The sequence below is a fragment of the Cupriavidus sp. GW822-FHT03E04 genome (genome assembly GCF_058801495.1).
Map to the genome: position 1 here is coordinate 44,803 of NZ_JBXANI010000006.1, position 24,242 is coordinate 69,044.

The 24,242-nt window shown below is 67.3% G+C and carries 22 protein-coding genes; 15 read left to right on the forward strand and 7 right to left on the reverse strand.

The window, feature by feature from the left end; genetic code table 11:
* The first annotated feature begins 10 nt into the window (after nt 1–10).
* The gene (locus tag AC1RQC_RS09425) at nt 11–1,300 is read left to right on the forward strand and encodes an aromatic ring-hydroxylating dioxygenase subunit alpha (RefSeq protein WP_492372223.1); all 1,290 of its coding nucleotides are present in this window, start codon (nt 11–13) and stop codon (nt 1,298–1,300) included.
* A 38-nt stretch (nt 1,301–1,338) separates the two neighbouring features.
* Nucleotides 1,339–1,854, forward strand: a complete 516-nt coding sequence (locus AC1RQC_RS09430) for an aromatic-ring-hydroxylating dioxygenase subunit beta (RefSeq protein WP_492372281.1) — start codon at nt 1,339–1,341, stop codon at nt 1,852–1,854.
* Between the two features lie 43 nt (nt 1,855–1,897).
* Here AC1RQC_RS09430 and AC1RQC_RS09435 read toward each other — a convergent pair whose 3' ends face one another.
* The 4 genes from AC1RQC_RS09435 to AC1RQC_RS09450 all read right to left on the reverse strand — a co-directional run bounded on the left by AC1RQC_RS09435 (nt 1,898) and on the right by AC1RQC_RS09450 (nt 5,279).
* Nucleotides 1,898–2,428 carry a MarR family winged helix-turn-helix transcriptional regulator gene (locus tag AC1RQC_RS09435; protein ID WP_492372224.1) on the reverse strand — a complete coding sequence of 177 codons (531 nt, stop codon included), beginning with the start codon at nt 2,426–2,428 and terminating at the stop codon, nt 1,898–1,900.
* A gap of 74 nt (nt 2,429–2,502) precedes the next feature.
* Nucleotides 2,503–3,708, reverse strand: a complete 1,206-nt coding sequence (locus tag AC1RQC_RS09440; RefSeq protein ID WP_492372225.1) for a glycosyltransferase family 4 protein — start codon at nt 3,706–3,708, stop codon at nt 2,503–2,505.
* The gene (locus AC1RQC_RS09445; RefSeq protein ID WP_492372226.1) at nt 3,705–4,445 is read right to left on the reverse strand and encodes a polysaccharide deacetylase family protein; all 741 of its coding nucleotides are present in this window, start codon (nt 4,443–4,445) and stop codon (nt 3,705–3,707) included. The genes AC1RQC_RS09440 and AC1RQC_RS09445 overlap by 4 nt, the downstream gene beginning before the upstream one ends.
* A 72-nt stretch (nt 4,446–4,517) precedes the next feature.
* Nucleotides 4,518–5,279: a MipA/OmpV family protein gene (locus AC1RQC_RS09450; RefSeq protein WP_492372227.1), complete on the reverse strand. Its 762-nt coding sequence runs from the start codon at nt 5,277–5,279 to the stop codon at nt 4,518–4,520.
* Nucleotides 5,280–5,547: 268 nt separating this feature from the next.
* On the opposite strand from AC1RQC_RS09450, the gene AC1RQC_RS09455 reads away from it, so the two are divergent.
* The 4 genes from AC1RQC_RS09455 (at nt 5,548) to AC1RQC_RS09470 (ending at nt 11,323) form a co-directional block, all read left to right on the forward strand.
* Nucleotides 5,548–6,471 carry a HAMP domain-containing protein gene (locus tag AC1RQC_RS09455; protein ID WP_492883061.1) on the forward strand — a complete coding sequence of 308 codons (924 nt, stop codon included), beginning with the start codon at nt 5,548–5,550 and terminating at the stop codon, nt 6,469–6,471.
* Between the two features lie 274 nt (nt 6,472–6,745).
* Nucleotides 6,746–7,879: a macrolide transporter subunit MacA gene (gene macA / locus AC1RQC_RS09460; RefSeq protein ID WP_492372229.1), complete on the forward strand. Its 1,134-nt coding sequence runs from the start codon at nt 6,746–6,748 to the stop codon at nt 7,877–7,879.
* Nucleotides 7,876–9,876 (forward strand): MacB family efflux pump subunit, encoded by a 2,001-nt coding sequence (locus AC1RQC_RS09465; RefSeq protein ID WP_492372230.1) that lies wholly within the window; start codon nt 7,876–7,878, stop codon nt 9,874–9,876. The genes macA and AC1RQC_RS09465 overlap by 4 nt, the downstream gene beginning before the upstream one ends.
* A complete protein-coding gene (locus tag AC1RQC_RS09470; protein WP_492372231.1) occupies nt 9,869–11,323 on the forward strand; it encodes an efflux transporter outer membrane subunit in 1,455 nt (484 codons plus the stop codon). The genes AC1RQC_RS09465 and AC1RQC_RS09470 overlap by 8 nt, the downstream gene beginning before the upstream one ends.
* Before the next feature lie 9 nt (nt 11,324–11,332).
* On the opposite strand, the gene AC1RQC_RS09475 is transcribed toward AC1RQC_RS09470, so the two are convergent.
* A complete protein-coding gene (locus AC1RQC_RS09475; protein ID WP_492372232.1) occupies nt 11,333–12,628 on the reverse strand; it encodes an MFS transporter in 1,296 nt (431 codons plus the stop codon).
* Between the two features lie 177 nt (nt 12,629–12,805).
* Between AC1RQC_RS09475 and AC1RQC_RS09480 the strand changes: the two genes are divergently transcribed.
* A complete protein-coding gene (locus AC1RQC_RS09480) occupies nt 12,806–13,252 on the forward strand; it encodes a DUF4279 domain-containing protein (RefSeq protein ID WP_492883063.1) in 447 nt (148 codons plus the stop codon).
* Between the two features lie 23 nt (nt 13,253–13,275).
* Here the strand turns inward: AC1RQC_RS09480 and AC1RQC_RS09485 are convergent, their stop codons facing one another.
* Nucleotides 13,276–14,265 (reverse strand): GlxA family transcriptional regulator, encoded by a 990-nt coding sequence (locus AC1RQC_RS09485; protein WP_492372234.1) that lies wholly within the window; start codon nt 14,263–14,265, stop codon nt 13,276–13,278.
* 94 nt (nt 14,266–14,359) lie between these two features.
* Here AC1RQC_RS09485 and AC1RQC_RS09490 point away from each other — a divergent pair, with 94 nt between their 5' ends.
* The 6 genes from AC1RQC_RS09490 (at nt 14,360) to AC1RQC_RS09515 (ending at nt 21,429) form a co-directional block, all read left to right on the forward strand.
* A complete protein-coding gene (locus AC1RQC_RS09490; protein ID WP_492372235.1) occupies nt 14,360–14,818 on the forward strand; it encodes a tautomerase family protein in 459 nt (152 codons plus the stop codon).
* Between the two features lie 26 nt (nt 14,819–14,844).
* Entirely contained in the window at nt 14,845–15,699 is an 855-nt protein-coding gene (locus AC1RQC_RS09495) for a dienelactone hydrolase family protein (RefSeq protein ID WP_492372236.1), read from the forward strand.
* Between the two features lie 363 nt (nt 15,700–16,062).
* A complete protein-coding gene (locus tag AC1RQC_RS09500; RefSeq protein WP_492372237.1) occupies nt 16,063–17,154 on the forward strand; it encodes a porin in 1,092 nt (363 codons plus the stop codon).
* Nucleotides 17,155–17,191: 37 nt separating this feature from the next.
* Nucleotides 17,192–18,826, forward strand: a complete 1,635-nt coding sequence (locus tag AC1RQC_RS09505) for an OPT/YSL family transporter (protein WP_492372238.1) — start codon at nt 17,192–17,194, stop codon at nt 18,824–18,826.
* A gap of 63 nt (nt 18,827–18,889) precedes the next feature.
* Nucleotides 18,890–19,948, forward strand: a complete 1,059-nt coding sequence (locus AC1RQC_RS09510; RefSeq protein WP_492372239.1) for an S-methyl thiohydantoin desulfurase domain-containing protein — start codon at nt 18,890–18,892, stop codon at nt 19,946–19,948.
* A complete protein-coding gene (locus AC1RQC_RS09515) occupies nt 19,945–21,429 on the forward strand; it encodes a M20/M25/M40 family metallo-hydrolase (RefSeq protein WP_492372240.1) in 1,485 nt (494 codons plus the stop codon). Before AC1RQC_RS09510 ends, AC1RQC_RS09515 begins: the two co-directional genes overlap by 4 nt.
* Nucleotides 21,430–21,456: 27 nt before the next feature.
* Here AC1RQC_RS09515 and AC1RQC_RS09520 read toward each other — a convergent pair whose 3' ends face one another.
* Nucleotides 21,457–22,224, reverse strand: a complete 768-nt coding sequence (locus AC1RQC_RS09520) for an IclR family transcriptional regulator (RefSeq protein WP_150986080.1) — start codon at nt 22,222–22,224, stop codon at nt 21,457–21,459.
* A gap of 137 nt (nt 22,225–22,361) precedes the next feature.
* Here AC1RQC_RS09520 and AC1RQC_RS09525 point away from each other — a divergent pair, with 137 nt between their 5' ends.
* The gene (locus AC1RQC_RS09525; RefSeq protein WP_492372241.1) at nt 22,362–23,120 is read left to right on the forward strand and encodes an SDR family oxidoreductase; all 759 of its coding nucleotides are present in this window, start codon (nt 22,362–22,364) and stop codon (nt 23,118–23,120) included.
* 98 nt (nt 23,121–23,218) lie between these two features.
* Nucleotides 23,219–24,196, forward strand: a complete 978-nt coding sequence (locus AC1RQC_RS09530; RefSeq protein ID WP_492372242.1) for an aldo/keto reductase — start codon at nt 23,219–23,221, stop codon at nt 24,194–24,196.
* Nucleotides 24,197–24,242 lie beyond the last annotated feature (46 nt).

Below are 24,242 nucleotides of genomic sequence, written 5' to 3' on the forward strand. Positions count from 1 at the left end.
GGAACGAAACATGTACCAGACCCATGCGGTCATCAACCGCACGCCGCGCGCCAAGGATGCCGAACTGGCCGCCTGCCTGTGGCCGGAGGACGCCCTGCATTTCATCCCTGACTGGGTGTACACCAGCAATGCCGTGTACGACCTGGAACTGGAGAAAATCTTCCGCGGCCGCTCGTGGAATTTCGTCGCGCTGGAGGCCGAGATTCCCAACTCGGGCGACTTCAAGCGTTCCTACGTCGGGCCGACGCCCGTCGTCGTGGCGCGCGCTGAAGACGGCTCCGTCAATGTCTTCGAGAACCGCTGCGCCCACCGCGGCGCGGAGTTCTGCCGGCATGGCCAGGGCAACGCCAAGGAGTTCGTCTGCCCGTATCACCAGTGGTCCTACGACCTGAAGGGCAACCTGCAGGGCGTGCCGTTCAAGCGCGGCGTGAATCGTGCCGGTGGCATGCCCAAGGACTTCCGCAATGAAGACCATGGCCTGGTGAAGCTGAACGTGGCCACGCGCAACGGGGTGATCTTCGCCTCGTACGCCAACGACATGGAACCGCTGGACGTGTACATGACGCCGGAAATCCTCAAGGATTTCGACGTGGTGTTCAACGGCAAGCCGCTCAAGATCCTCGGGTACTACAAGAACGAGTTGCCCTGCAACTGGAAGATGTACCACGAGAACCTGAAGGACCCGTACCACGCCACGCTGCTGCACTCCTTCCTGGTGGTGTTTGGCCTGCTGGTCGCCGGCAACGACTCCGCCATGATCGCGGACCCGGTGCACGGCCGCCACGGCACCATGGCGTCGGCCAAGAAGGAAGACAAGTATGCGGCGGTGAGCGACGAGAACAAGAAGGAGATGCGCTCCTACCACGAAGGCATGCGCCTGCAGGACGACCGCTTCCTGGAGTACATCAAGGAGTTCGATTCGCCGTGGTCCGTCACCATGCAGACCATCTGGCCGAACCTGATCGTGCAGCGCGAGATGAACACGCTGGGCGTGCGCCAGATCGTGCCCAACGGCCCGGACAGCATGCTGATGCAGTGGACCATGTTCGGCTATGAGGACGACACCGAGGAGATGACGCGCCACCGCCTGCGCCAGGGCAACCTGATGGGCCCGGCCGGCTTCCTTGGCCTGGAAGACAACGAAGCGATGAAGTTCGTGCAGGAGGGCGTGCGCCGCTCCAGCACCGACCGCAACGTGCTGAAGCTCGATCCCGGACACGTCGGCACCGCCAACTCGCTGATCTCGGAGTCCGCGATCCGCGCCATGTACCAGTACTACCGCAGCGTGATGGGGTTCTGAACAGCATGACACCGACAATCACCCCAACCATGACACCGATGGCGCATAGCCTCTTTCGCCCCTGCCAGCTGGCCCCCGCGCGCGCGCAAGCGCTGCGCATGGAGATCGACGCCTTCCACAGCGAATACTGCGCCGTGCTCGATGCCGGCATGGTGGAAACGTGGCCCGAGTTCTTTACCGAGGATTGCATCTACCGCGTCACCGCACGGGAGAACGTGGAACTCGGGCTGCCGGTGGGCCTGGTCTATGCCGAAGGCCGCGGCATGATGCACGACCGGGCGGTGGCGATTGCGCGCACCCAGATGTTCGCGCCGCGCTATATGCTGCATCTCGTCACCAATACGCGCGTCACCGATCAAGGCGAGTCTGGCGAGATCCAGGCCCAGGCCAGCTTCCTGCTGCTGCAAACGCTGGTGGAAGGGCCCACCACCATCCACATGGCGGGCACGTATCACGACCGCTTCGCCCGCATCGAGGGCAAGCTGCTGCTGGCCGAGCGCCAGGTCGTGTACGACACCACCATCATCGCCAACGACCTGGTGTATCCGGTCTGAGCGGGTATGGCCCAAGCGCCGGCGCCATGCCGGCGCACTGTCGCTACATGATGCGCAACACGGTGCGGCTATAGTCGTTGTTAGCCTCGACCAACGTCGACAGCAAGTCCATGAACACCTTGCGCTGCGCCGGGCGCAACGGCGCCAGCATGCGCTCCTGCGCGCGTTCCATATCGGCGCGCAGCGACGCCACCACGGTCTGCCCTTCCTTGGTCAGGTGCACGTGGCGCGTGCGGCGGTCGGCCGGATTGTCCTTGCGCTCGACCAGGCCACGTTCTTCCAGGCGGCGCACCACGTCGGCGGTGGTGGTGCGGTCAAAACCGACTTCCTGTCCCAGCGCGGTCTGGTCCAGCCCGGGCAACACGGACAATACCGTCAGGATGGCGTACTGCACCGGCGTGATGCTGGGAGATTTGCATTCCTCGAAAAACATGGCCACGTGGATCTGGTGCAGGCGACGCACCAGGAAGCCGGGCCGCGCCCACAGAAGCTCCTTGGCCGGGTCCGCTTCGGACGGCGCCGGATCCTCGACCGGAGGAGCGGAGCGCGTCGTTTGACGTTTTGCAGAGGACATTCAACTCACCAAATTCGTTAGCATGCTGACAAGTATAGACGACTGTCCCCACCCTGGTGCCGAAACGCACCGTTTCAGGTCCGCTCCGACGCGGCCGGCGCAGTCTGCCCGCTTTGCGCGATGCTTGCCCTGTCCCGATGCCGCGCCGCCGCCATGCAATCCCGGTACAGCTGCACGGTTTCGCGCCCGAGCGAGGCCAGCGAGAAGTTCGCCTCCACCCAGCCGCGCCCGCGCCAACCCATGCGGGCCGCGCGCCGAGGGTCCGCCGCCAGCTGGCACATGGCCTGCGCCAGGGCGTGCGCGTCGCGCGGAGGAACCAGCACGCCGTGGGCGCCATCGAGAAAGGTCTCGGGTATCCCGTCCAGCGCGGTGGCGATCACTGGCCTGCTGCAGCTCAGTGCCTCCAGTATCACCAGCCCCAGCGCCTCGCTGCCCACGGCCGGATGCACCAGCACATCGATCGCCTGCATCAGCGACGCTACATCATGCTCGAACGGCAGGAAGTGGATGCACCCGGCCAAACCCAGCGCCTGCGCCTCATGGCGCAACTGCGGGATCAGGTCGCCGTCGCCGACGCAAAGGAAATGCGCGTGCGGGTGCCGCGCCCGCACCTGCGCAGCGGCATTGACGAAGTAGAACTGCCCCTTGCCGTGGGGCCGTTGCGCCCCGCCGATCATCGCGTAGACCCACGCGTCCTGCGGCAGCCCAAGGGTCTCGCGCACGCGATAGCCGCGCAAGGCAATGCGGCGAAAGCGCTCGGTGTCAATCCCGCAGTAGATCCGCCGCAGCCGCAAGGCACGCTCCGGATCAACCCGGCGCAGCGACTCCTGCACCGCATCGGACACCGCGATCACGTTGGAGAACGCCGCCAGGTAGCGGCGCGTGCGCTCCTTGAGCTGGGTCATCAGGTGACGCGTCACCACCACCGATGCAGTTCGGCCAGACAGCATCCAGGCCGCGATCGCCACCCAGTAATCGCGCCCGTGATGCGCGTGGATGACATCGATGCGCTGCTCGCGGATATAGCGTGACAGCACCAGCGGCCAGACCACGCGCCCGGCATCCAGCGCAAGCACCTGGATGCCGGGCATGGCTTGCGCCGCGTCAATCCAGCGTGCGCGCGCCGGCGCGGCCAAGCTCACCACGCAATCCTGCAGCCGCAGGGCCCGGCACAGCGACAGCGTGTGCGAATCGATGCCGCCGCCATCCATCCGGGAGTTCAGCACCAGCACCCGCAACTGGCCGGCGGACAGCGCGGCGCCTCGGTCAGCGTGCATCATGACACCACCTCCATGCCGCGGCGATCTTCATAGGTAGTCGCCAGCTTCAGCAAAAAATGTCCGGCATGCGAGGTCCGCGCGACCGGCACGCGCGGCAGGCCGAACAGGTTGCCGCCGATCGCGGCGCGGCCGCGCTGCGTGGTCACCGCACTGTGGTAGCCGGCTTCCCGCACCAGGTCGGCGACAGGTTGATTGAATGCACCATAGGGATAGCAGAAGTGCCGCACCGGTGCCCCCAGCGCATCTTGCAGCGCGAGCTTGCTGCCCGCGATCTGGTCGCGCGCGGCATCGCCATCCATCCTGGTCAGGTCCACATGGGTGCGCGTATGCGCGCCGACTTCCATGCCCGCACGGGTCCAGGTGCGCAGTTCCTGCATGGTCATCAGGGGCGTCTCCGGCACGCCAATGGCCGTGTCCCAGGCATTGGTCCTGCCGAGCAGGCTGCTGACCGCATAGCAGGTTGCGCTGAACCCGCAACGCTGCAGCACTGGCAGCGCATGGTCCAGGTTGTTCCGGTAGCCGTCGTCCAGCGTGATGCCCACCACCTTGCCGGCCTTATCGCCGCGCAGGTAAGGCAGCAGGTCGCGCAAGGCCAGGCCGCGATAGCCCATCAGCCGGAGCAGGCGCATCTGCCAGGAGAAATCGCGCACGGCCACCACAAGGCTGCGCATCGGTGTGCCACGCGGCGGCGGCGCATCGATCTGGTGGTACATCAGGATGGGGATTCGCGGTGTCATGTCTTCCCTCGGCGAACAGGAGCAAAGCAGAACGGAGTTGCGCAGCCGGTGCGGCCGGTGCAGCCGGTGTGGCTAGAAGCGGTACTTGAGCGCCGTCAGGCCAACGAACGACTGTTTCGACTGCACGATCGGGCTGTTGGCGCTGTCACCCAGCAAGCGGGTCACGGCCACCGTGCTGTTTACCGACCAGGAGGGCGAGATCTCGTATTCCCAGGACACGGCCACGCTGGCGCGGTCGAATCCCGCCTTGGTGGTGTAGGGGCGGAACTGGCTGTTCGCGGCTTGCGCGTCGGTCACGCCGTAGAAGGTCTGGGTGTACTTGCGCGAGCCGAAATGCAGGCTGGGGCTGACGCTGACGAGGTGCTTGCCGGCCTTGTACACCGGCACGGACAGGTCGATATGGCCGCTCAGGCCACGGTCGCGCTTGGTCATCGGCGCGTCGAGCGTCACGCTGAGTACGGCGCCGCCGTACACCGGCATGCCGACCTGCAACGCCCCAACCAGGGAACCCGGGATCCGCCCCATGCCTTTCAGGTGATCGGAGCCCGGCAGGTCGAAGCGCTTGCTGTCGGTGCGGCCCAGGTCGTAGTCGAGGCCAAACGACGCAAACATGCCGTTGGAGAACGTGTGGCCGTAGCCCGCGCCGCCGCGCAGGGGACTGATGAAAAAGCCATTGCCGAACTCCGCGCTGAACAGCGGGCCGCCGATCAGCCGGTACTCGTTGCTGCCCTCATAGCGCGGCGCGACGCCCAGGCCCAGTCCGACCGTGTAAATATTGTCGGCATACGCGCTGGCACAGCCAAGGCCGCTGGCCAGAAATGCGCCGGCCCACATCGATCTCTCCAACTTTCTTCTCAACATGCGATTCACCTAAGCCCCCTTGGATCAAGCCCCAGAGTCTAGGGACAGGGCCTATCGGTGTCTGTTGGAAAGTGACGCGAAACTGTGCGTAATTGTGCGTAATTGTCTCGAGTTGATACGAGCCGCTTCAGGGCGAAGCGTTAGCCTCTAGAATCGCTTCGCATTGGCCGGGCAAGACCAATGCGATCCACCCGACGAGATCCTTTCGCCCGCCGCCAAAGCGCGAAGGAGACAAGCCAAGATGTTCCGATCCCTCTTCAAGCTTTTTCTCTTGCTCAACCTGGGCGTGTTCGCTGCCTTTGCCGCGATCGACCATGTACTCATCCCCGCGTACCACCAGCAACTCAGCGAGAGCGAGCGCAAAGAGGTTGGAAGCTATGCCTTCCTGCTCACCGGCTACCTGGCGCGCCACCCGGGCCCAGCGCGCGAGGCCGCGCTGCAGACGTTGCGGCGCAACGCGAGAGAGGGCTTCGCCGTGGTCGGCATGCATGCCGTGGCCCATCTGGGCGAACGCCGCCTGCGCGACCTGCGCGACCTGCGCGACCTGCGCGACGACAAGATCGTGTTTGGCGATGATGGCGACGATGCCTACCTGCCCTTGCGCAACGGCCAGGTCCTGCATATCAGCCAAAGGAACGCGAGCCAGGCCAGGATCGAGTTGATCGCCTACACGCTGATCGCATCCGCCACGCTGCTCGCCGTGATTGGCTGGCTTTTTTATCACTGGCGCGAACTCAATGCCCTGCGCGAGGCGGCCAGGCAGTTCGGCCGCGGCAACCTTGCCGCCCGTGCGCGCTTGTCCAGGCGCGCCAACCTCTATCCGTTGACGCGCCAGTTCAACGACATGGCGTCGCGTATCGAGGCCTCCGTCATGCAGCAGCGCGACATGATCCACGGCATCTCGCATGAGCTCAAGACGCCGATCACGCGGCTGGAATTCGGCATCGCCCTGCTGCAGTCCGCCGATGCCCGGCCCGATCCGCTGCAGCGCGCGCAGCGCCTCGAGGCCCTGCGGCTGGACGTGCGCGAGCTGGATGCGCTGGCCCACGGCGGCCAGGCCTCGCTGGACAGCGGCGTGGCGGGCTGCACGCGCCTTGCCATCACGCTGCCCGCCCGGTACCTCGCGCCAGTGCCTGTGCCTCCATGTCCGGCACGGCGAGACTAATCGGGCAAATCCCACGCTGGCAAGGCCCGCCCTCGCCCAGCCGCACCGCGCGCCCCCGCCAACACAGGCGCGACGACAAAGCCGCACATCTCGCCACACTTTCATACAAGCGGGGATAGATTGCCCACAGACACGGCAGGCCTGTCCGTTCACAATCCCCTCATGCATCGCCACTGCCTTTGATTTCAAAAATAGGCCTCTGCGCCTATTCCCCAAGACATCCGCCGCAGATTGCCTGACCTTGATCCTTTTTCCGTAGATCCCCGCAACGCCAATGGCCCATCCCCCGAACCGCCGCAGGCACGGCCTGATCATCGCCATGCTCACCCTGTCCGCCATCATTGCGTTGGCGGCCTGGCGCCTGACACCCGGCAAGCACCCCGAGTACATCACCGCCACCGTCACCCGCGGCGACCTCGAAGTCACCGTGCTGGCCAATGGCGTATTGCAGCCCATCCGCCAGGTCGAAGTCGGCGCGCAGGTCAATGGCCAGCTCAAATCGCTGAAGGTGAAGCTCGGCGACAAGGTCAAGCAGGGTCAGTTGCTGGCCCAGATCGACCCGGTGCTGCTGGAGAATGCGCTGCGCCAGGCGAATGCCGCCGTGGCCAGCGGCAAGGCCCAGCGTGACGCCAAGCGCTCGCGCCTGCGCCAGGCCCGCCTGAACTGGCAACGCCAGCGCGAGCTGCAGTCGCAGGAGGCGGCCTCGCGCCAGGACCTTGAAATCGCCGAAGCCGACCTGCGCTCGCTGGAGGCCGAGCTGATCGCTCTGGACGCCGATATCGCGCAGCTCAGCATCAAGGCCGAGTCCGCCCGCATCGACCTTGGCTACACCCGCATCGTCGCGCCGATGGACGGCGAGGTAGTGGCGCTCACCACGCTGGAAGGCCAGACCGTGGTGGCGTCCTACCAGGTACCGACCATCCTCAAGCTGGCCAACCTCGATGCCATGACCGTCAAGGCGCAGGTGTCGGAGGCCGATGTGATCCGCATCGCCGACCGGCAGGCGGTCTACTTCACCATCATGGGCGAGCCGGACCGCCGCTACCACGCGTCGCTGCAGGCCATTCAGCCGTCGCCGGAGAAGATCAACAACGCCGTGTTCTTCAATGCGTTGTTCGACGTGCCCAATCCGGGCCACAAGCTGCGCATCGATATGACGGCACAGGTGGCCATCATGCTGGGCGAGGCCAGGAACACGCTGCTGGTGCCCTTGGCCGCGCTGGGGCCGCGCGGCCAGGACGGCAGCGTGGAAGTCCGCGTGCTGCACCCGGACCAGCGCGTGGAGACGGTGAAGGTGCGCACAGGCCTGAGCAACAACGCGCATGCGCAAGTGCTGAGCGGCCTGGCGCAAGGCGACCGCGTCATCACCGGCGATGCCGGCGCCGTCAACGCGGAGGCCAGGCCATGACGCATGCCCCGCTCTTGCTGTTGCAGCATGTGGAGCGCACGTTCCGCGCCGGCGACCAGGACATCCCCGTGCTGCGCCAGGTCAGCCTGGCCATCTGCGCGGGCGAGATGGTCGCCATCGTCGGCGCGTCCGGCTCCGGCAAGTCCACGCTGATGAACATCCTGGGCTGCCTGGACCAGGCCAACGCTGGCCGCTACCTGGTGGCGGGCCAGGACGTGACGGCCCTGGACGATGACGCGCTGGCCCGCCTGCGCCGCGAGCGCTTCGGCTTTATCTTCCAGCGCTACCACCTGATGGCCCAGCTTTCCGCCGCGGACAACGTGGAGGTGCCGGCCATCTACGCCGCCACCGACCGCGCCGCGCGCCGTGCCCGCGCCCTGCAGCTACTGGAGCGGCTGGGCCTGGGCGAGCGCGCCGGACACCGCCCTTCCCAGCTCTCCGGCGGCCAGCAGCAACGCGTGAGCATTGCCCGCGCGCTGATCAACGGCGGCCAGGTGATCCTGGCGGACGAACCCACGGGCGCGCTGGACAGCCATAGCGGCAAGGAAGTCCTGGCCATCCTGCGCGAGCTGCATGCGCTCGGCCACACCGTGATCATCGTCACCCACGACATGGGACTGGCGCGCAACGCCGAGCGCATCATCGAGATCGCCGACGGCCGTATCGTGGCCGACCGCGCGAACCGGCCGCCGCGGGCCGAGGATGAGCCGGGCAGCAGCCTCGTGCAAGCCAGGCCGGCCACGCAAGCCCCGGGGGCCGGCGGCAACGCCGAGGCTCCGCTGCGGCGTGCGCGCGCCTGGCAGGGCTTCACCGAGGCCTTTTCCATGGCCTGGGGCGCATTGATGGCGCATCGCATGCGCACCGCGCTGACCATGCTGGGCATCATCATCGGCATCGCCTCCGTGGTGTCGATCGTGGCCATCGGCGAAGGCGCCAAGCGCTACGTGATGGCGGATATCCGCGCCATCGGCGCCAACACGCTCGAGATCTTCCCCGGCAAGGATTTTGGCGACGACCGCGCCGCCGGCATCCGCACCCTGGTGGCCGCCGATATCGAGGCCCTGCACGCGCTGCCGTATGTGGACAGCGCCACTGCGATCACCAGCAAGGTCCAGCGCCTGAGGTACCGCAGCGTCGACGTCAACGCCACTGTGCATGGCGTGGGCGCCAGCTTCTTCCGCGTGCGTGGCCTGGGCCTGACGCAAGGCGCGGCCTTCCTGCCGGACGAGCTGCGCAGGCACGCGCAAGTGGCCGTGATCGACGAAAAAACCCGCCGCAAGCTGTTCGGCAATGCCTTGAGCGCGCTGGGCCAGATCATCCTGGTGGGCAACCTGCCTTGCGTGGTGATCGGCGTGGCGCGCGAGAAGAAAACCATGTTCGACGACAACGGCAGCAGCCTCAATATCTGGCTGCCCTACACCACCGCGGGCAGCCGCATCTTTGGCCAGTCGCATTTCGACGAGCTGTCCGTGCGCATCCGCGATGGCCAGCCCAGCGCGGCGGCCCAGCAAGCCATCGAGCGCCTGCTGACGCTGCGCCACGGCAAGAAGGACTTTTTTACCTACAACATGGACAGCATCGTCAAGACCATGGAACGCACCGGGCAGGCGCTCACGCTGTTCTTGTCGGCGGTCGCCGTGATCTCGCTGCTGGTCGGCGGCATCGGCGTGATGAACATCATGCTGGTCTCGGTGACCGAGCGCACCCGCGAGATCGGCATCCGCATGGCCGTGGGGGCCCGCCAGCGCGACGTGCTGATGCAGTTCCTGACCGAGGCCGTGCTGGTATGCCTGCTGGGCGGGGTGATCGGCACCGCCGTGGCCTACCTGATCGGGCTGGCGCTGGCGCTGCTGATCCCGCAATGGCAGATGGTGTTCTCCGCCGGCGCGGTTGCCGGCGCCTTCCTGTGTTCGACACTGACCGGCGTGGTGTTCGGCTATGTGCCGGCGCGCAACGCCGCACGCCTGCAACCGATCGAGGCGCTTGGCCATGAATAAGCGCAGTCCGCATTCTCTACGGCCACCACGGCCGCCACATTCTCCGCGCGCGTTGCCAGTGCGCCTGCTCGCCGCGCTGCCGGTGATCGCCGTTGCCCTGAGTGCTTGCAGCGGACTGCGCACGCCGGAGGTGGATCCCGCGCTGGACGTGCCGCAGCACTGGCAACATGCGCCCCGGCAGGACACGGCCGGGCAGCCGGGCACGGCGCTGGAGCCGCACGCCTGGTGGGAGGCCTTTGGCGATCCACAGCTGAGCGCGCTGGTCGCGTCCGCACTGGCAACCAACAACGATCTCGCCATTGCCGCGCTGCGCTTTGAGCGCGCCCGGCTGCGCGCGGGGCTGGCCGCCACCAACCGCGCGCCCGAACTGAGCGCGCAGGCCAGGGGCACGCGCCAATGGAGCCTGGACGGCCCCGGGCGGCGCGACGAAGGGGGGATCAATGCGACAGTGAACTATGAGATCGACCTATGGGGGCGGCTGGCCAGCCTGCGCGGCGCGGCGGACTGGGAAGCGCGCGCGAGCGCGGCCGACCTCGAAGCCGCAACCATCGCCCTGGCGGCCACCACGGCCACGCTGTACTGGCGCGCCGGGCTGTTGAACGAACTGATCGACATCTCCGGCCAAAGCCTCGCGGACGCACGGCGCACGCTTGGCCTGGTGGGCGCGCGCTACCGCGCCGGCGCAGTGTCCGGCCTGGACCTGGCGCAAGCCGAGCAGCAACTGGCCGCCCTGCTGGCCGAGCGTACCGTGCTGGACCAGCAGCGCAGCGAAAACCGCCAGGCCCTGGCCATCCTGTTCAACCGTCCGCCCGGGCAGGGCGTGGCCGAGCCGCAGGCCTTGCCCGTCGAAGCGCTGCCGCGCATCGCCGCCGGCATTCCCGCCGCGGTTATCGGACGTCGGCCCGACGTGCGGCAGGCCGAATGGCGCCTGCGCGCCGCCCTGGCAAACGCCGACGCAACCCGCGCCAGCTTCTACCCCAAGCTGACGCTGACCGGCATCGTCGGCACCGGCAGCGCGGCGCTGGCTTCGCTGCTGCGCGATCCCACCGCGCTGCTCGGCGCCGGACTGAGCCTGCCCTTCCTGCAATGGAACACCACGCAGCTGACAATACAGGTGTCGCAGAACGAGTACCAGGAAACGGTGGTGCAATACCGGCAGTCGCTGTACACGGCCTTTGCCGAAGTGGAAAACGCGCTGTCCGACCATACAGGGCTGGGCGTGCGCGCGGATCGGCTGGCGGAATCGCTGGAGTCCGCGAGCCGGGCGGAGCGGCTTAGCGCGGCGCGCTACCGCGCCGGCGCCACCGCGCTGCAGCCCTGGCTCGATGCGAAGGAGACGTTGCGCCAGGCAGCGGCGGCGGCGGCGCGCAACCGCTTTGACCGGCTGGTGAACATCACGAGCTTGTACAAGGCGTTGGGGGGGCCGCCGGTGGAGAGCGGGGCTTAAGGGTCCGGGCTACTCCAGCGCGGCGCCCTTGCGCTCCGGAATCAGGAACAGCGTGGCCAGGATATCCAGCACATAGATCGACGCCAGCATGGCAATGGCGGTGCCGAACGAATAGCTGGCGGCCAGCGCGCCGACCACCAGCGGGCCAAAGCCGCCCACGCCACGGCCGATATTGAACAGCACGTTCTGCGCGGTGGCGCGGGCCTGCGTGGGATACAGCTCCGAGATCAGCGCGCCGTAGCCGCCGATCATGCCGTTGACGAACAGGCCCATCACCGCGCCGCCGAACAGCAGCGCGTAGGGCGTCGATAGCTGGGAGTAGACAAAGACCATCACCACCGCCCCGGCCTGGTAGATCAGGAAGGTGGGCCGGCGGCCGATGCGGTCCGCGAGCTGGCCGAACACCCAGATCCCGATGGCCATGCCGATGATGGTCACCGAAGTCCACAGCGCGGACTTGGTCAGCGAGTAATTGAACTGCTTGGCCAGGTAGGTCGGCATCCAGATCATCAGGCCGTAATAGCCGAAGTTCTGCACCGAGCACAGCACCACCACGCCCAGGCTGGCACGCGCGGTCGCGGCATCCGCCACCAGCATCTTGAGCGGGTTGCCCTTGCGCGCCACCTTGCTGCTGGCAACAAACACTTCCGGCTCGCCGATAAAGCGGCGCACCACGAACGACGCCACCGCCGGCAGCACGCCGATGGCAAACATGCCGCGCCAGCCGATATAAGGCAGCAGTACCGGCGTCAGCAGCGCCGCGGCAAGCACGCCCGCCTGCCAGCCAAGGCCCACATAGGAGGAAACGCGGGCACGCTGGCCGGGCCGGCAGGCCTCGGTGGCCAGCGCCATGCCGATGCCGAACTCGCCGCCAAGGCCAAAGCCGGCAATGGTCCGGTAGGCCAGCAGGTCCCAGTAGCCCTGCGCGAGCGCGCACAGGCCGGTGAAGACGGCAAACAGCAGGATGGTCCAGGTCAGCACCTTCACCCGGCCCACGTAATCGCTCAGGATGCCGAAGAAGATGCCGCCGGCCACCGCGCCCACCAGCGTCCAGGTGACCAGCGAGCCCGCCTGGGTGCTGGTCAGCCCGAGGCCGGCAGACACCGCGCTCAAGATAAAGCCGAGGATAAGCAGGTCGAAGCCGTCCAGCGCGTAGCCGACCGCCGAGGCGATCACGGCCTTGCGAGCGTAGGCGCCCTGCTCCTGTTCCGTGAGGCCTTGCCGGCCGTGCGGTGGATTTGCTGCCGCGGCCGGCTCCAGCCCGGTCACCGCGGCGGCGTTGGCATTGGCGTTGCCCTGTGTCATGTCGATTCCCGTGCGCCACAAGCGAAAAATTTTGCGAGATTCTACTCTCGTGGCTGGCCGGCTGGCCGGGAAGGGAGAAAGGGGGGAAGATAGAAAACGAATGACGCACGAATTGCATTCGGCGCGGGAGCAACAATCGGACAGCCAGCCAGACATTGCACGCACGGAACGGGAAAAATGCTAACCAGAATGTATGCGAGCCTTTGTTTCTATGGCGATCAATTCGATCCCGAGGCGCTTGCCGACACCATAGGGCTCAGCACCTACGACTACTCTCGGAAAGGGGAACGCCAAGCGCTGGGCGTCGTTCCTCACTCGGTCCTGAAAGTGACATCCCGCGATGAGATCGAGGGATGTTCAGCGGATGAGCACATCATGTCGCTGATAGAGAAGATCTCCCCGATGTATCAGCACATCCGCGCGGCGCTCGGCAGCGATGGCTATATCTTGTGCTTTCTGTTCTGCGAGGGGGATATCGAAAACGTCGGCGTCTACGTATCACCGCAGACACTCCGGCAATTGGCTGCGGTCGATGCTGGGCTTTCCATCGACACCTGGGCGCCTGCCGCGCCCCCAAGCCCCGAAGAGGGCAACGAGGATGCGCCATATCACCTGCGCCATTGAATGGTCGCCGATGACGACCCGCATCAAGCCGCTTCACCCGCCGTTCGATACTGGCTTGGGGTGACGCCCGCCCTCTTGCGCATCAGGCGCCTGAGCGCCGTGGCATCCTCATAGCCCACTTGCTCGGCAACCTGCTCGACGGACATCCGGCTCGATTCGATCAGCATGCGGGCGCGGTTGAGCCGCACGCTCTGCACCAGCGCCAAGGTACTCTTGCCCGTGGCCTCGCGCACGCGCCGCGACAGCGTTCTCTGGGACATGGCGAACTCGTCCGCCAACACCTGGATGCTGGGTGGCTGCGGCAACGCGGATTCGATCCGTGCCACCAGCCGGCCGACCAGCGCATTGCCGTTGGACAACATGGCCGGCACCACGAAGCGCGCTTGTGCTTGCCGGCCGTCGATCAGCAGGACCCGGCTCACCGCGTCGGCAAGCGCAACGCCAAACCGGCTGCGCAACAGGTGAAGCATCAGATCGGCCTGTGCAAATGCCGCGCCGGCGGTGCTCACGGACTCATCCGCGCAGACCATGCGGTCGGCATCGACGATGCAACGCGGCTCCAGGCGCTGCAACTCGGCTGCCAGCCACCAGGATGTCGTGACCCGGCGCTGCGCCAGCAGGCCCGCGGCCTGTAGCAAGAACACCGCGGAGCAGGATGCCGCGACATGGCCGCCAGCGGCGGCATGCGTGGCAACAGCCCGGGCCGCCAGCCGCGCATCCTCCTGCGCCAGCCGGCTGGCGATGGCGTTGGCATCGTCGATGCCCAGCCCCGGCACGATCCAGGTCGTCGCATGCCTGGCCTGCGCACGCGGCCGCGTTGGCAAGGCCGCGGCTTCGATATGCATGCCGCCGCTCAACGGCACGGAACGCCCGGACGTCGATACAACGCGCCAGGTCGGCCGGGGCAGATGCATGCGCGGCGCAAGCAACGAAGCCGCGCGCAGGATATCCAGCGTCGTAGCCACGCTGGTTGAGTAGGCGCCGGACAGCGCCAGAACGGTGAAATCCCTCATTGGCCGAAAACGCCCTAAAGATGTCTAAATTGACACTCAAAGTCTACCCGACCGAAGCGTCTAATGCACCTACCCCAACGACAACCACGCTTCGATGCCCAATATCCTCGTCAACATTCCCAAAGGCGCGTTTGCCGGCCCTGCCCGCGCAGATCTCGCCCGCCGCATCAGCGACGCCGCCGCCATGGCTGAGCGCATGCCCGACGACCCGCGCAAGCGCTTCGCGATCTGGGTCGTGATCGAAGAAGCGGAGGCCGGCTTGTGGACGTGCGGCGGCGTCGACATGTCATCGCAGGTGCTGCCCTGCATCGCGACGGTCTATGTGCCCGCAGGCGTGCTGGACGCGCCGGCCAGGGCGTTGTACGTGCGGTTGATGCACGACGCCTTCCAGCAGGCTCGGCCAGCCGGCGACCAGCGGCGCCTGGCCACCTCGGTGAGGCTCCACGATGTGGCCGACGGCACCTGGGGGGTCAATGGCGATGTCTGGCAGTTGCCCCGCTTCGCGCTGGTGGCCGGCTACGCGCACCTGCAGCATCTGGCCGACGCGGCCTGACTATCCAGCGCACAGGAGACGACGCCATGGCGAACCGCAGCATGATGGAGGAAGATCCCCTTGACGATTTCACGCACCGCACGATCACGCTCGACGGCGTGGCCAAAGTGGTCCACGTGGCAGGCTCGGGGCCTGCCGTGATCGTCATGACGGAGATGCCGGGCATCAGCCCGCACGTCGCACGCTTTGCCCGGTGGGTACGCGATGCGGGCTTGACGGTCTATATGCCGTCGCTCTTCGGCCGCGACGGGGCAGTGCCGGACGCCGAGGCAGGTGCGGCGGTCTTTCGGCGCGCCTGCGTTAGCGCAGAGTTTCGCGCATTCGCTGCCAATCAGGCGAGCCCGGTGACACAGTGGCTAAGGGCGCTGGCGAGGCTGGCGCACCAGGAATGCGGCGGCCCCGGCGTCGGTGCCATCGGCATGTGTTTCACCGGCAACTTCGCGCTGTCGATGATGCTTGAGCCGGCGATGCTGGCGCCGGTGATCTGCCAGCCCTCGCTGCCGTTGGATGATCCGGGTGGCATCGAAATGGCGCCCCGGGAGCTCGCCGTGGTGCGCGAGCGGCTCGAGCGGGAGGATCTCACGGTGCTGGCGTATCGATTTGAAGGCGATCGGTTTTGCAGGGCGGAACGCTTCACTGCGTATGCCGAGGCCCTTGGCGACCGATTCGTGGGACGCGCGCTGCCGGACAGCGCCGCCAACCCCGATGTCCCTGCCTTCTTTGCCCAGCACGTGCCTTGCCCGCACAGCGTCGTCACCGTCCACCTGATCGACGAAGCTGGCGAGCCGACAGTGGCCGCGCGCGACGAAATCCTGTCGTTCTTTGTGCGGCGCCTTGGCGAGGCGCGCCGAAGCACCAACCTCAATCCGGCAACCCCTTAACCCGCGACAGCGCATCGACACGTTTCAACGGTTGCCCGGAAATCGGCGCTAGGCTCTCGCTGCCGCAAGCGCATTGCCCGAACGGCACGGCAATGTCGGGGTCAGCGCTGCAAGCCGTGCAACCTGCCCTCCCCCGCAAGCATCGCTCTTCTCCGAGCGCACTCCCTCCAAAGCCTTACCGCCGCGCCAGCGGCTGCCTGCACTCGCCAGCTCAAACGGGCTCGAACGGGCTCGAACGGCCTGGCTGCAACCCCTCCTTGACAACCAGACTCCATGCATTACCATACGCACATCCATTTTATGGATCTTGGTTCCATAAAATGGAACTCGATAAAAAAGAGAAAAAACGCTGGAGGAGAATCGATGCATCGGAAGACCTGGGCATGGCTGCCCTGTACCCTGCTGTGCGCCCCCGCCGTGGCCACGGCAAGTAGCGTCACCCTGTTCGGCCTGATGGACACGGGCCTGGATCTTTCAAGCGCTGGCGGCCCCACCACGGCCCGCATGCAGTCCGGCCAATACGCCGGATCCCGCTTCGGCCTGCGCGGCACGGAAGACCTCGGCGACGGCTTGCAGGCGGTATTCGTGCTGGAAAACGGCCTGAACAGCGATACCGGGGTGGCTGGACAGAGCGGCCGCCTGTTCGGGCGGCAAGCCTATGTCGGCCTGAGCGGGCGCGCAGGCGCCCTGACGCTGGGCCGGCAATACAGCCCGCTGGTGTCGGTGGCGTTCCAGATGGATGCTTTCGAAAACGGCATGGCCCCGCAGTTCCCCAACCTTGGCCTCTACCCCGGCGGCGAACGCATCGACAACGCCATCAAGTACACCAGCCCCTCGTTTGGCGGGCTGACGATGGCGGCCATGCTGGCGCTTGGCGAACGCAGCACCGCGCCGCGCGCAGGCGATGACTCGTATGGCGTCAACGTGCACTATGCCAGTGGCCCGATGCGCCTCGTCGCAGCCTATGGCGTGCGCAAGTTCGCCTCCGCGGCGGCGCTGGGCGAAGTGGTGAAGCCCGTGGTGGTGTTGCCCAATGTCGTGACCAACGGCAGCATCACCACCTACATGGCGGGCGGCAACTACGACTTCGGCCTGTTCGCGCTGCACGGCGGCTACCAGCGCCAGCGCATCGCGGATGACGTGTATTTCGGCCGTATCGACCAGGACCTGTACACGTTGAGCGTTGCGGTGCCGGTCGGCAAGGCTGGCCGCTTCCTGGCGGGCTACAGCTTCCTGAACGACCACAGCCCCGCGCAACTGGATGCCTCGCTGTTCGGCTTCGGCTTTGTCTACTCGCTGTCCAGGCGCACCAGCGTCTACACCTCCACGGCCTGGCTGAACAACCACAACGGCGCGGGCAATGTGATTGGCGGCAACACCAGCCCGGGCTTGCCGCTGGCCTACCCGGGCGCCAACGCGCGCACGATCCAGGTCGGGCTGCGCCACGCCTTCTGAACCCGCCCCGCCAACCCACACACCCGGAGACTGCCTCATGCATGACGCTGCGATCCCGCTAGAGAGCGCCGCACCGCCGGCGCGCCACCCGCGCGCGCTGGCGCCCGCCAACCTGCTGCTCATGATCGCCATCAGCGCGTTCGGTGCGGTAGTGGGCATCCAGTTGCTGACCACCCTCGGCATCACGCCCAACACCTCGCTGATCGGCGCGCTGGTGGCCATGACGCTGGCCCGCATCCCGCTTGCCGTGCTGTCCGGCTTCCGCTCGGTCCACGTGCAGAACCTGGCGCAGACAAGCATCTCGTCGGCCACCTTCGGCGCGGCCAACAGCCTCATCCTGCCGATCGGCATTCCCTACGTGATGGGCATGCCCGAGCTGATCCTGCCGATGCTGGCCGGCGTGTCCGTGGCCATGCTGCTGGACGCCTACCTGCTCTACCGCATGTTCGATACCCCCGCCTTTCCTGCGTCCGGCGCCTGGCCGCTTGGCGTGGCGGCGGCCGAGGCCATCAAGGCTGGCGACAGCGGCGGCAAGCAAGCCTGGCTGCTGGCCGGCGGGCTGGTCACCGGCGTGGCCGGTGGCTTGCTCAAGCTGCCGATGTCGGCCTTTGGCGTGGCCTTTATCGGCAGCTTTGGCGCGATGACGGCGTTTGCCGTGGGTCTGCTGCTGCGCGGTTACTCGATGCCGCTGTTCGGCACCGAGATCGGCTCGCACTACGTGCCGCACGGCATGATGATCGGCGCCGGGCTGGTGGCGCTGGCGCAGGTGGCGCGGGCCATGTTCGGCAAGGCCGCGCAGTGCGCACAGGCCGCGAGCCAGGGCGCGGGCGCCACGGTGGATGCCCGCGCCGACGCCCGGCGCATGCGCGCTTCGTTCCGGCTCGGCGGCTTCGGCTATCTGGCCATCATGGCGGGCCTGGCCCTGGCCACCGGCCTGCAGGCAGGCATGCCCTTGCCGCTGCTGCTCGGCTTCATCCTCTACGGTGCGTTCTCCGCCTTTGTCCATGAGCTGATCGTTGGCATCGCGGCCATGCATTCGGGCTGGTTTCCCGCGTTCGCGGTGGCGCTGATCTCCTTGCTGATCGGCATCTGGATCGGGTTTCCGCCGCAGGCGCTGGTGGTGCTGGCGGGCTTTTCCGCCGCCACGGGCCCCGCCTTTGCCGACATGGGCTACGACCTCAAGGCGGGCTACATCCTGCGTGGCGAAGGCGCGGATGCCGCCTATGAGCGCGAAGGCCGGCGCGAGCAGCTGATCGCGGCGATGGTGGGCTTCCTGGTCGCCATCGTGGTGGTGCTGGCGTCCTACCGGGGCTTGTTCGCCAACCATCAGTTCGCCCCCATCAACAACGCCTATGCCGCCGCCATCAAGGCCGGCATCTCGGCGGACACCGCGCGCAACCTGCTGCTGTGGGCCCTGCCCGGCATGGCGCTGCAACTGATTGGCGGCGCGCGCCAGCAGCTTGGCGTGCTGCTGGCCACGGGGCTGCTCATCACCAATCCGGCCGCAGGCTGGATGGTGGCGGCTGGCCTGGTGGTGCGCGCCGCCATGCTGCGTTGGCAAGGGCAGGCCGCAAAGGAGCGCCTTGAAGTCTTTGCCGGCGGCGTGATCGCCGGCGACGCGCTCTTCAGCTTCTTCGGCGGCCTGACCAAGAGCCTGCCGCTGAAAAAGTAAGCGGCAGGAAGCCGGAAGCCGGCACAACACGAAGTAAACATCCATCCATCAAAGGAGCCTGTAGTGAAAAGACAATTGACGGTAGACGACGTGGAAGCCGCCGTGCTCGGCGGCGCCATCCTGGGCGGTGGCGGTGGCGGCCTGATCGAAGAGGGCCTGCGCGTTGCCCGGCTGGCGCTTGCCGCCGGCGTGCCGGAACTGTGGAGCGTGGACGAGTTCGATCCGCAGGCGATCACCACCACCGTGGCCATCGTCGGCGCGCCCGCCGCGCCGCTGCCCTGCGTGCGCCCCGCGCACTTGCTGCGCACGCTGGAGCTGATTCGCGAACATGCCGGCGGGCGCCCGCTGGTGGCGCTGAACTCGAACGAGAACGGCGCCGAGACCACGGTGAATGGCTGGTTCCATGCCGCCATCACCGGCATCCCCGTGATGGACCTGGCCTGCAACGGGCGCGCCCACCCGTCGAGCGTGATGGGCGCGCTCGGACTGCACACCGAGGCGGATTACGTCTCCGTGCAGGCCTTCGCCGGCGGCGCCCAGGCACGCTACCTGGAAGGTGTGGCTTCCGGCCGGCTGGAGCTGACCTCGGCACTGGTGCGCCGCGCGTCCGTGGAGGCAGGCGGCGTGGTGGCGGTGGCACGCAACCCGGTGACGGTGGGCTACGCCGCCGCGCACGGCGCGCCTGGTGCGATCAGCCATGCCATCGAGGTGGGCCGCGCCTTCTTGTCCGGCGGCGTCGATGGGGCGGCGGCGGCGCTGGGCGGGCGCATCGTGGCCGACGGCATCGTGGCCGAGTACCGCTGCGAGCAGCGCGAGGGGCTGGATGTGGGGCACCTGGTGTTCGACGACACCGCGCGCACCGAGCTGCGCTTTATCAACGAGTACATGACGCTGGAACAGCACGGCGAGCGCCAAAGTGCCTTCCCCAACCTGATCATGACCTTCGATGACGACGGCCAGCCGGTGGTCTCGGCGCGCGTGCGCCAGGGCATGCGGCTGCGCGTGCTGGTGGCCCCCGGCGAGCGCCTGCTGCTGTCGCGCACCATGAACATGCGCGAGCTGTATCAGCCGCTGGAGGCCTCCCTGGGCACGGCGTTCGCGCCCCTGGAGCCGGCGGCATGACGGCAGCCGCGCCCCGCCAGGACGCCGCCGCCCCGGCGGCGGGCCTGCGCGCCATCGGCGCCTTTATCGATGCGAAGTGGGACGGCGAAATCCTGCCCGCGCTGCACGACTACATCCGCGTGCCGGCCAAGAGCCCCGCCTTCGACGCCGGCTGGCAAGCGCGGGGCCTGCTGGATCGCGTCGTGTGCTCGGCCGCCGCGTGGGCCGAGGCACAGAAGATCGCGGGCATGACGGTCGAGGTGATCCGGTTGCCGGGGCGCACGCCGCTGCTGTTCTTCGAGATCCCGGCCACCGCGGACGCGGGCGCCGACACGATCCTCTTCTATGGCCACCTCGACAAGCAACCTGAGTTCGACGGCTGGCGCCGCGACCTCGGGCCGTGGGAGCCAAAGTACGAGAACGGCAAGCTCTACGGCCGCGGCGGCGCCGACGACGGCTACGCGCTTTATGCCGCCCTGGCCGCCGTGATGGCCGTGAGAGCGGGCGGCGCCAGCCATCCGCGCTGCGTCGGCATCATCGAGACCTGCGAGGAATCCGGCAGCTATGACCTGCCCGCCTACCTGGATGCGCTGGCGCACCGCCTGGGGCGCATCGGCCTGGTGGTTTGCCTGGACTCGGGCGCGGGCAACTACGACCAGCTCTGGATGGTCACGTCGTTGCGCGGCTATGTCAGCGGATGCCTGGAAGTACAGGTGCTGGACGAAGGCGTGCATTCCGGCGATGCCAGCGGCATCGTGCCGTCCAGCTTCCGCGTGCTGCGCCATGTGCTGGACCGGCTGGAAGACAGCGCTTCGGGCGAGATCCTGCCCGCCAGCTTCCATTGCGAGGTGCCGCCGCAGCGCCAGGCGCAGGCTGAACATGCGGCGCGCCAGCTTGGCGACCTGGTGTGGAAGCGCTTTGCGTGGGCCTGCGGCGCGGACGGCGCCAGCGTGCTGCCATCCACCACCGATCCCGCCACCGCGCTGATCCGGCGCGCCTGGCGCCCGGCGTTGTCGGTAGTGGGCGCCGAAGGCCTGCCGCCGCTGGCTACCGCGGGCAATGTGCTGCGCCCGCGCACGGCGTTCAAGCTGTCGCTGCGGCTGCCGCCGCTGGTCGACAGCGCGGCAGCCGCGCAGGAGCTCAAGCGCTTGCTGGAAAGCCACGCGCCATACAACGCGCGCGTGGCCTTCGTGCCGGACAAGAGCGTGGCCGACGGCTGGAACGCACCGGCCACGGCGCCGTGGCTGGCCTCACGGCTGGAGGCGGCCTCGCAGCAGTACTTCGGCGCGTCTTGCGGCTATCTGGGGCAAGGCGGCACGATTCCGCTGATGGGCATGCTGGAAAAGGCCTTCCCCCGCGCGCAGTTCATGGTGTGCGGGGTGCTCGGCCCCAACGCCAACGCGCACGGCCCGAACGAGTTCCTGCACGTGCCGTACGCCAAGCGCCTGACGGCATCGATCGCCAGCGTGATCGGATCGTGGCAGGAGGATGCCGGGCAATAAGGGGCCACAACAGGGGCCGCAGCGGCGTCAGCGCGGCGCAAAGGCGAGCCAGTACGGGTCGCCGATCTGCCGGCCGGCGTCGCTGGTGGCCTCGACGATGCGCGCGCCAAAGCGCTGGACCATGGCATCGGTGAGGTCCTGCACCGGCATGGCGATGCCAAGGCCATAGATTTGCCGCGTGGTCGGATCGCGCAGCGCGGCGGAAATCCCCGCCACGTTCTGCACGAACTCGCCGCGCGACAGCGCCCAGCCGGTTTCCCGCGCTTCCTTCAGCCGCGCCAGCAGGTCCTTGCGCGTGCGCGGGATGTTGCCGCGCCGCACCTCGAAGCCGTCCTGCACCAGCGCCGTGACCTCTTCATCGGTCAGGCGCGACAGGATGGCCCGGCCGATGGACGAAGCATAAGCCGGCGCGCGCGACCCCGGCGGCGTGTAGACCTGCAGCGAGCCCGCGCCGGTGCGCATCTGGATGACGACCGAATCGGCACCGTCCAGCACGTTGATATAGCCGGTGTAGCCGGTCTCGCCGACCAGCTTGTCGAGCACGCCTTGCAGCAGCGTGAGCGCGGTATGCGAGGCGCGGAAGTGGTAAGAGGCCTCCATCACCACCGCGCCCGGCCGGTAGGCGCGCGAGACGCTGTCGCGCTCCAGGAAGCCGTACTCGGCCATCATGCTGAGCGTGCGCGAGGCGGAGCTCTTGGCCAGCCCGAGATGAGTCACCACGTCGGTCACCGTGATGTCACTGCGGAGCTTGGCGATGAGCTTGAGGACATCGGCGGCATTAACGAGTGTGCTCATGAGTAATGGTTCGTTTTATGGATTGAGGTTCCAGAATATAGTCCAAGACCCATAGCGTCAATTTGGGATTCCCCTTAACAACCGCGACAAAGCCCGCGGCAATGCTCACGACAACGCTCAAGACAAGGCACGCATCGATGCACGCACAGACCACCCAAACCCATCCAACCCAGCCGCTGTCCGGCCGGACCGCCGTCATCATCGGCGGCACCTCCGGCATCGGCCGCGCCGTGGCCAGCCGCGTCGTCGCGGCCGGCGGCGCGGTGATCCTCGGCGGCCGCTCGCAAGACGCGCTGGATGCGGAACTCGCCCGCATCGAAGCTGCCGGCGGCGCCGCCTGCGGCCATGTGGTCGACATGGCGGAGCGCGAATCCGTCGCAGCGTTCTTCGCCAGGATTACCCGCCTCGATTACCTGTTCGCACCCGGCGCCACCTACCAGGTCGCGTCTATCCACAGCGATGACCACGATGCGGTGGAAAGCCCCTTTCGCAGCAAGTTCTGGGGCCAGTACCACGCCGTGCACGAAGCCGCGCCCAAGATCGCGCCGGATGGCGCCATCGTGCTGATGTCCGGCGCCGCCGGGGCGCGCCCGATCAAGGGCGCCTCGGCCTATGCGGCTTGCAATGCCGCCATCGAGGGCCTTGGGCGTTCGCTCGCGCTCGACCTAGCGCCGGTGCGGGTCAACAGCGTGTCACCAGGCACCATCGACAGCGACCTGTGGCAGCGCCGGCCTGCCGAGCTGCGCTCGCACGCGTTCGAGAGCTACAGCCGCAGCACCGCGCTTGGCCGGGTTGGCAACGTGGATGAAGTAGCGGATGCCGTGCTGTTCCTGTTCGGCAACGGTTATATGACGGGATCCACCTTGTTCGTCGATGGTGGCTACGTGCTGCCTTGAGCGCCGTCGTCCTCGCTGGAATTGGCATACCATGCCGGAGTCCGCCGCGGGCCCACCGCCCGGCATCGATGGCGGCGACGCATTCAAGGAGAGGCAAGATGGACTATGTAAGGTTTGGCGCGACGGGACTGAAAGTCTCCCGGCTGTGCCTGGGCTGCATGACCTACGGCGTGCCCGAGCGCGGCAACCACCCCTGGACGCTTGGCGAGCCAGCCAGCCGCCCCCTGATCCGGCAGGCGATCGAGGCTGGCATCAACTTCTTCGATACCGCCAACGTGTATTCCGACGGCACCTCCGAGGAAATCGTCGGCCGCGCGTTGAAAGACTTCGCCAGCCGCGACGACGTGGTGATCGCCACCAAGGTCCACGGCCGCATGCGCCCCGGCCCGAACGGGGCCGGCCTGTCGCGCCGCGCCATCCTGGCCGAGATCGACAACAGCCTGCGCCGCCTGGGCACCGACTACGTCGACCTGTACCAGATCCACCGCTGGGATCCGCATACGCCCATCGAGGAAACCCTCGAAGCGCTGCACGATGTGGTCAAGGCGGGCAAGGCGCGCTATATCGGCGCGTCCTCGATGTATGCCTGGCAGTTCTCCAAGGCCATCTACACCTCGCGCCTGCGCGGCTGGACGCAGTTCGCCAGCATGCAGGACCATGTGAACCTGCTGAACCGCGAAGAGGAGCGCGAGATGCTGCCGCTATGCGCCGCCGAGGGCATCGCGGTGATGCCGTGGAGCCCGCTGGCGCGCGGCCGCCTGACCCGGCCGTGGCATGCCGGCAGCGCCCGCGAGGAGAGCGACACGTTTGGCAAGACGCTGTACCGCGATACCGAGGCGTCGGACCGCAAGGTGGTGGAACAGGTGCACGCCATTGCGCAGGCGCGCGGCGTGCCGGCTGCCCAGGTCGCGCTGGCGTGGTTGTCGCAGAAGCGGGAGATCACCTCGCCGATCATCGGCGCGTCCAAGCCGCACCATATCGAGGACGCCGTGGCGGCGCTCTCGCTCGGCCTCACCGCCGAGGAGATCGCCGCGCTGGAGGCGCCCTACGTGCCGCACGCGCCCGTGGGCTTCTGAGGCAGCAACGGCAAAGACGGAAGCAACGGCGATGACGGCGCCGGTG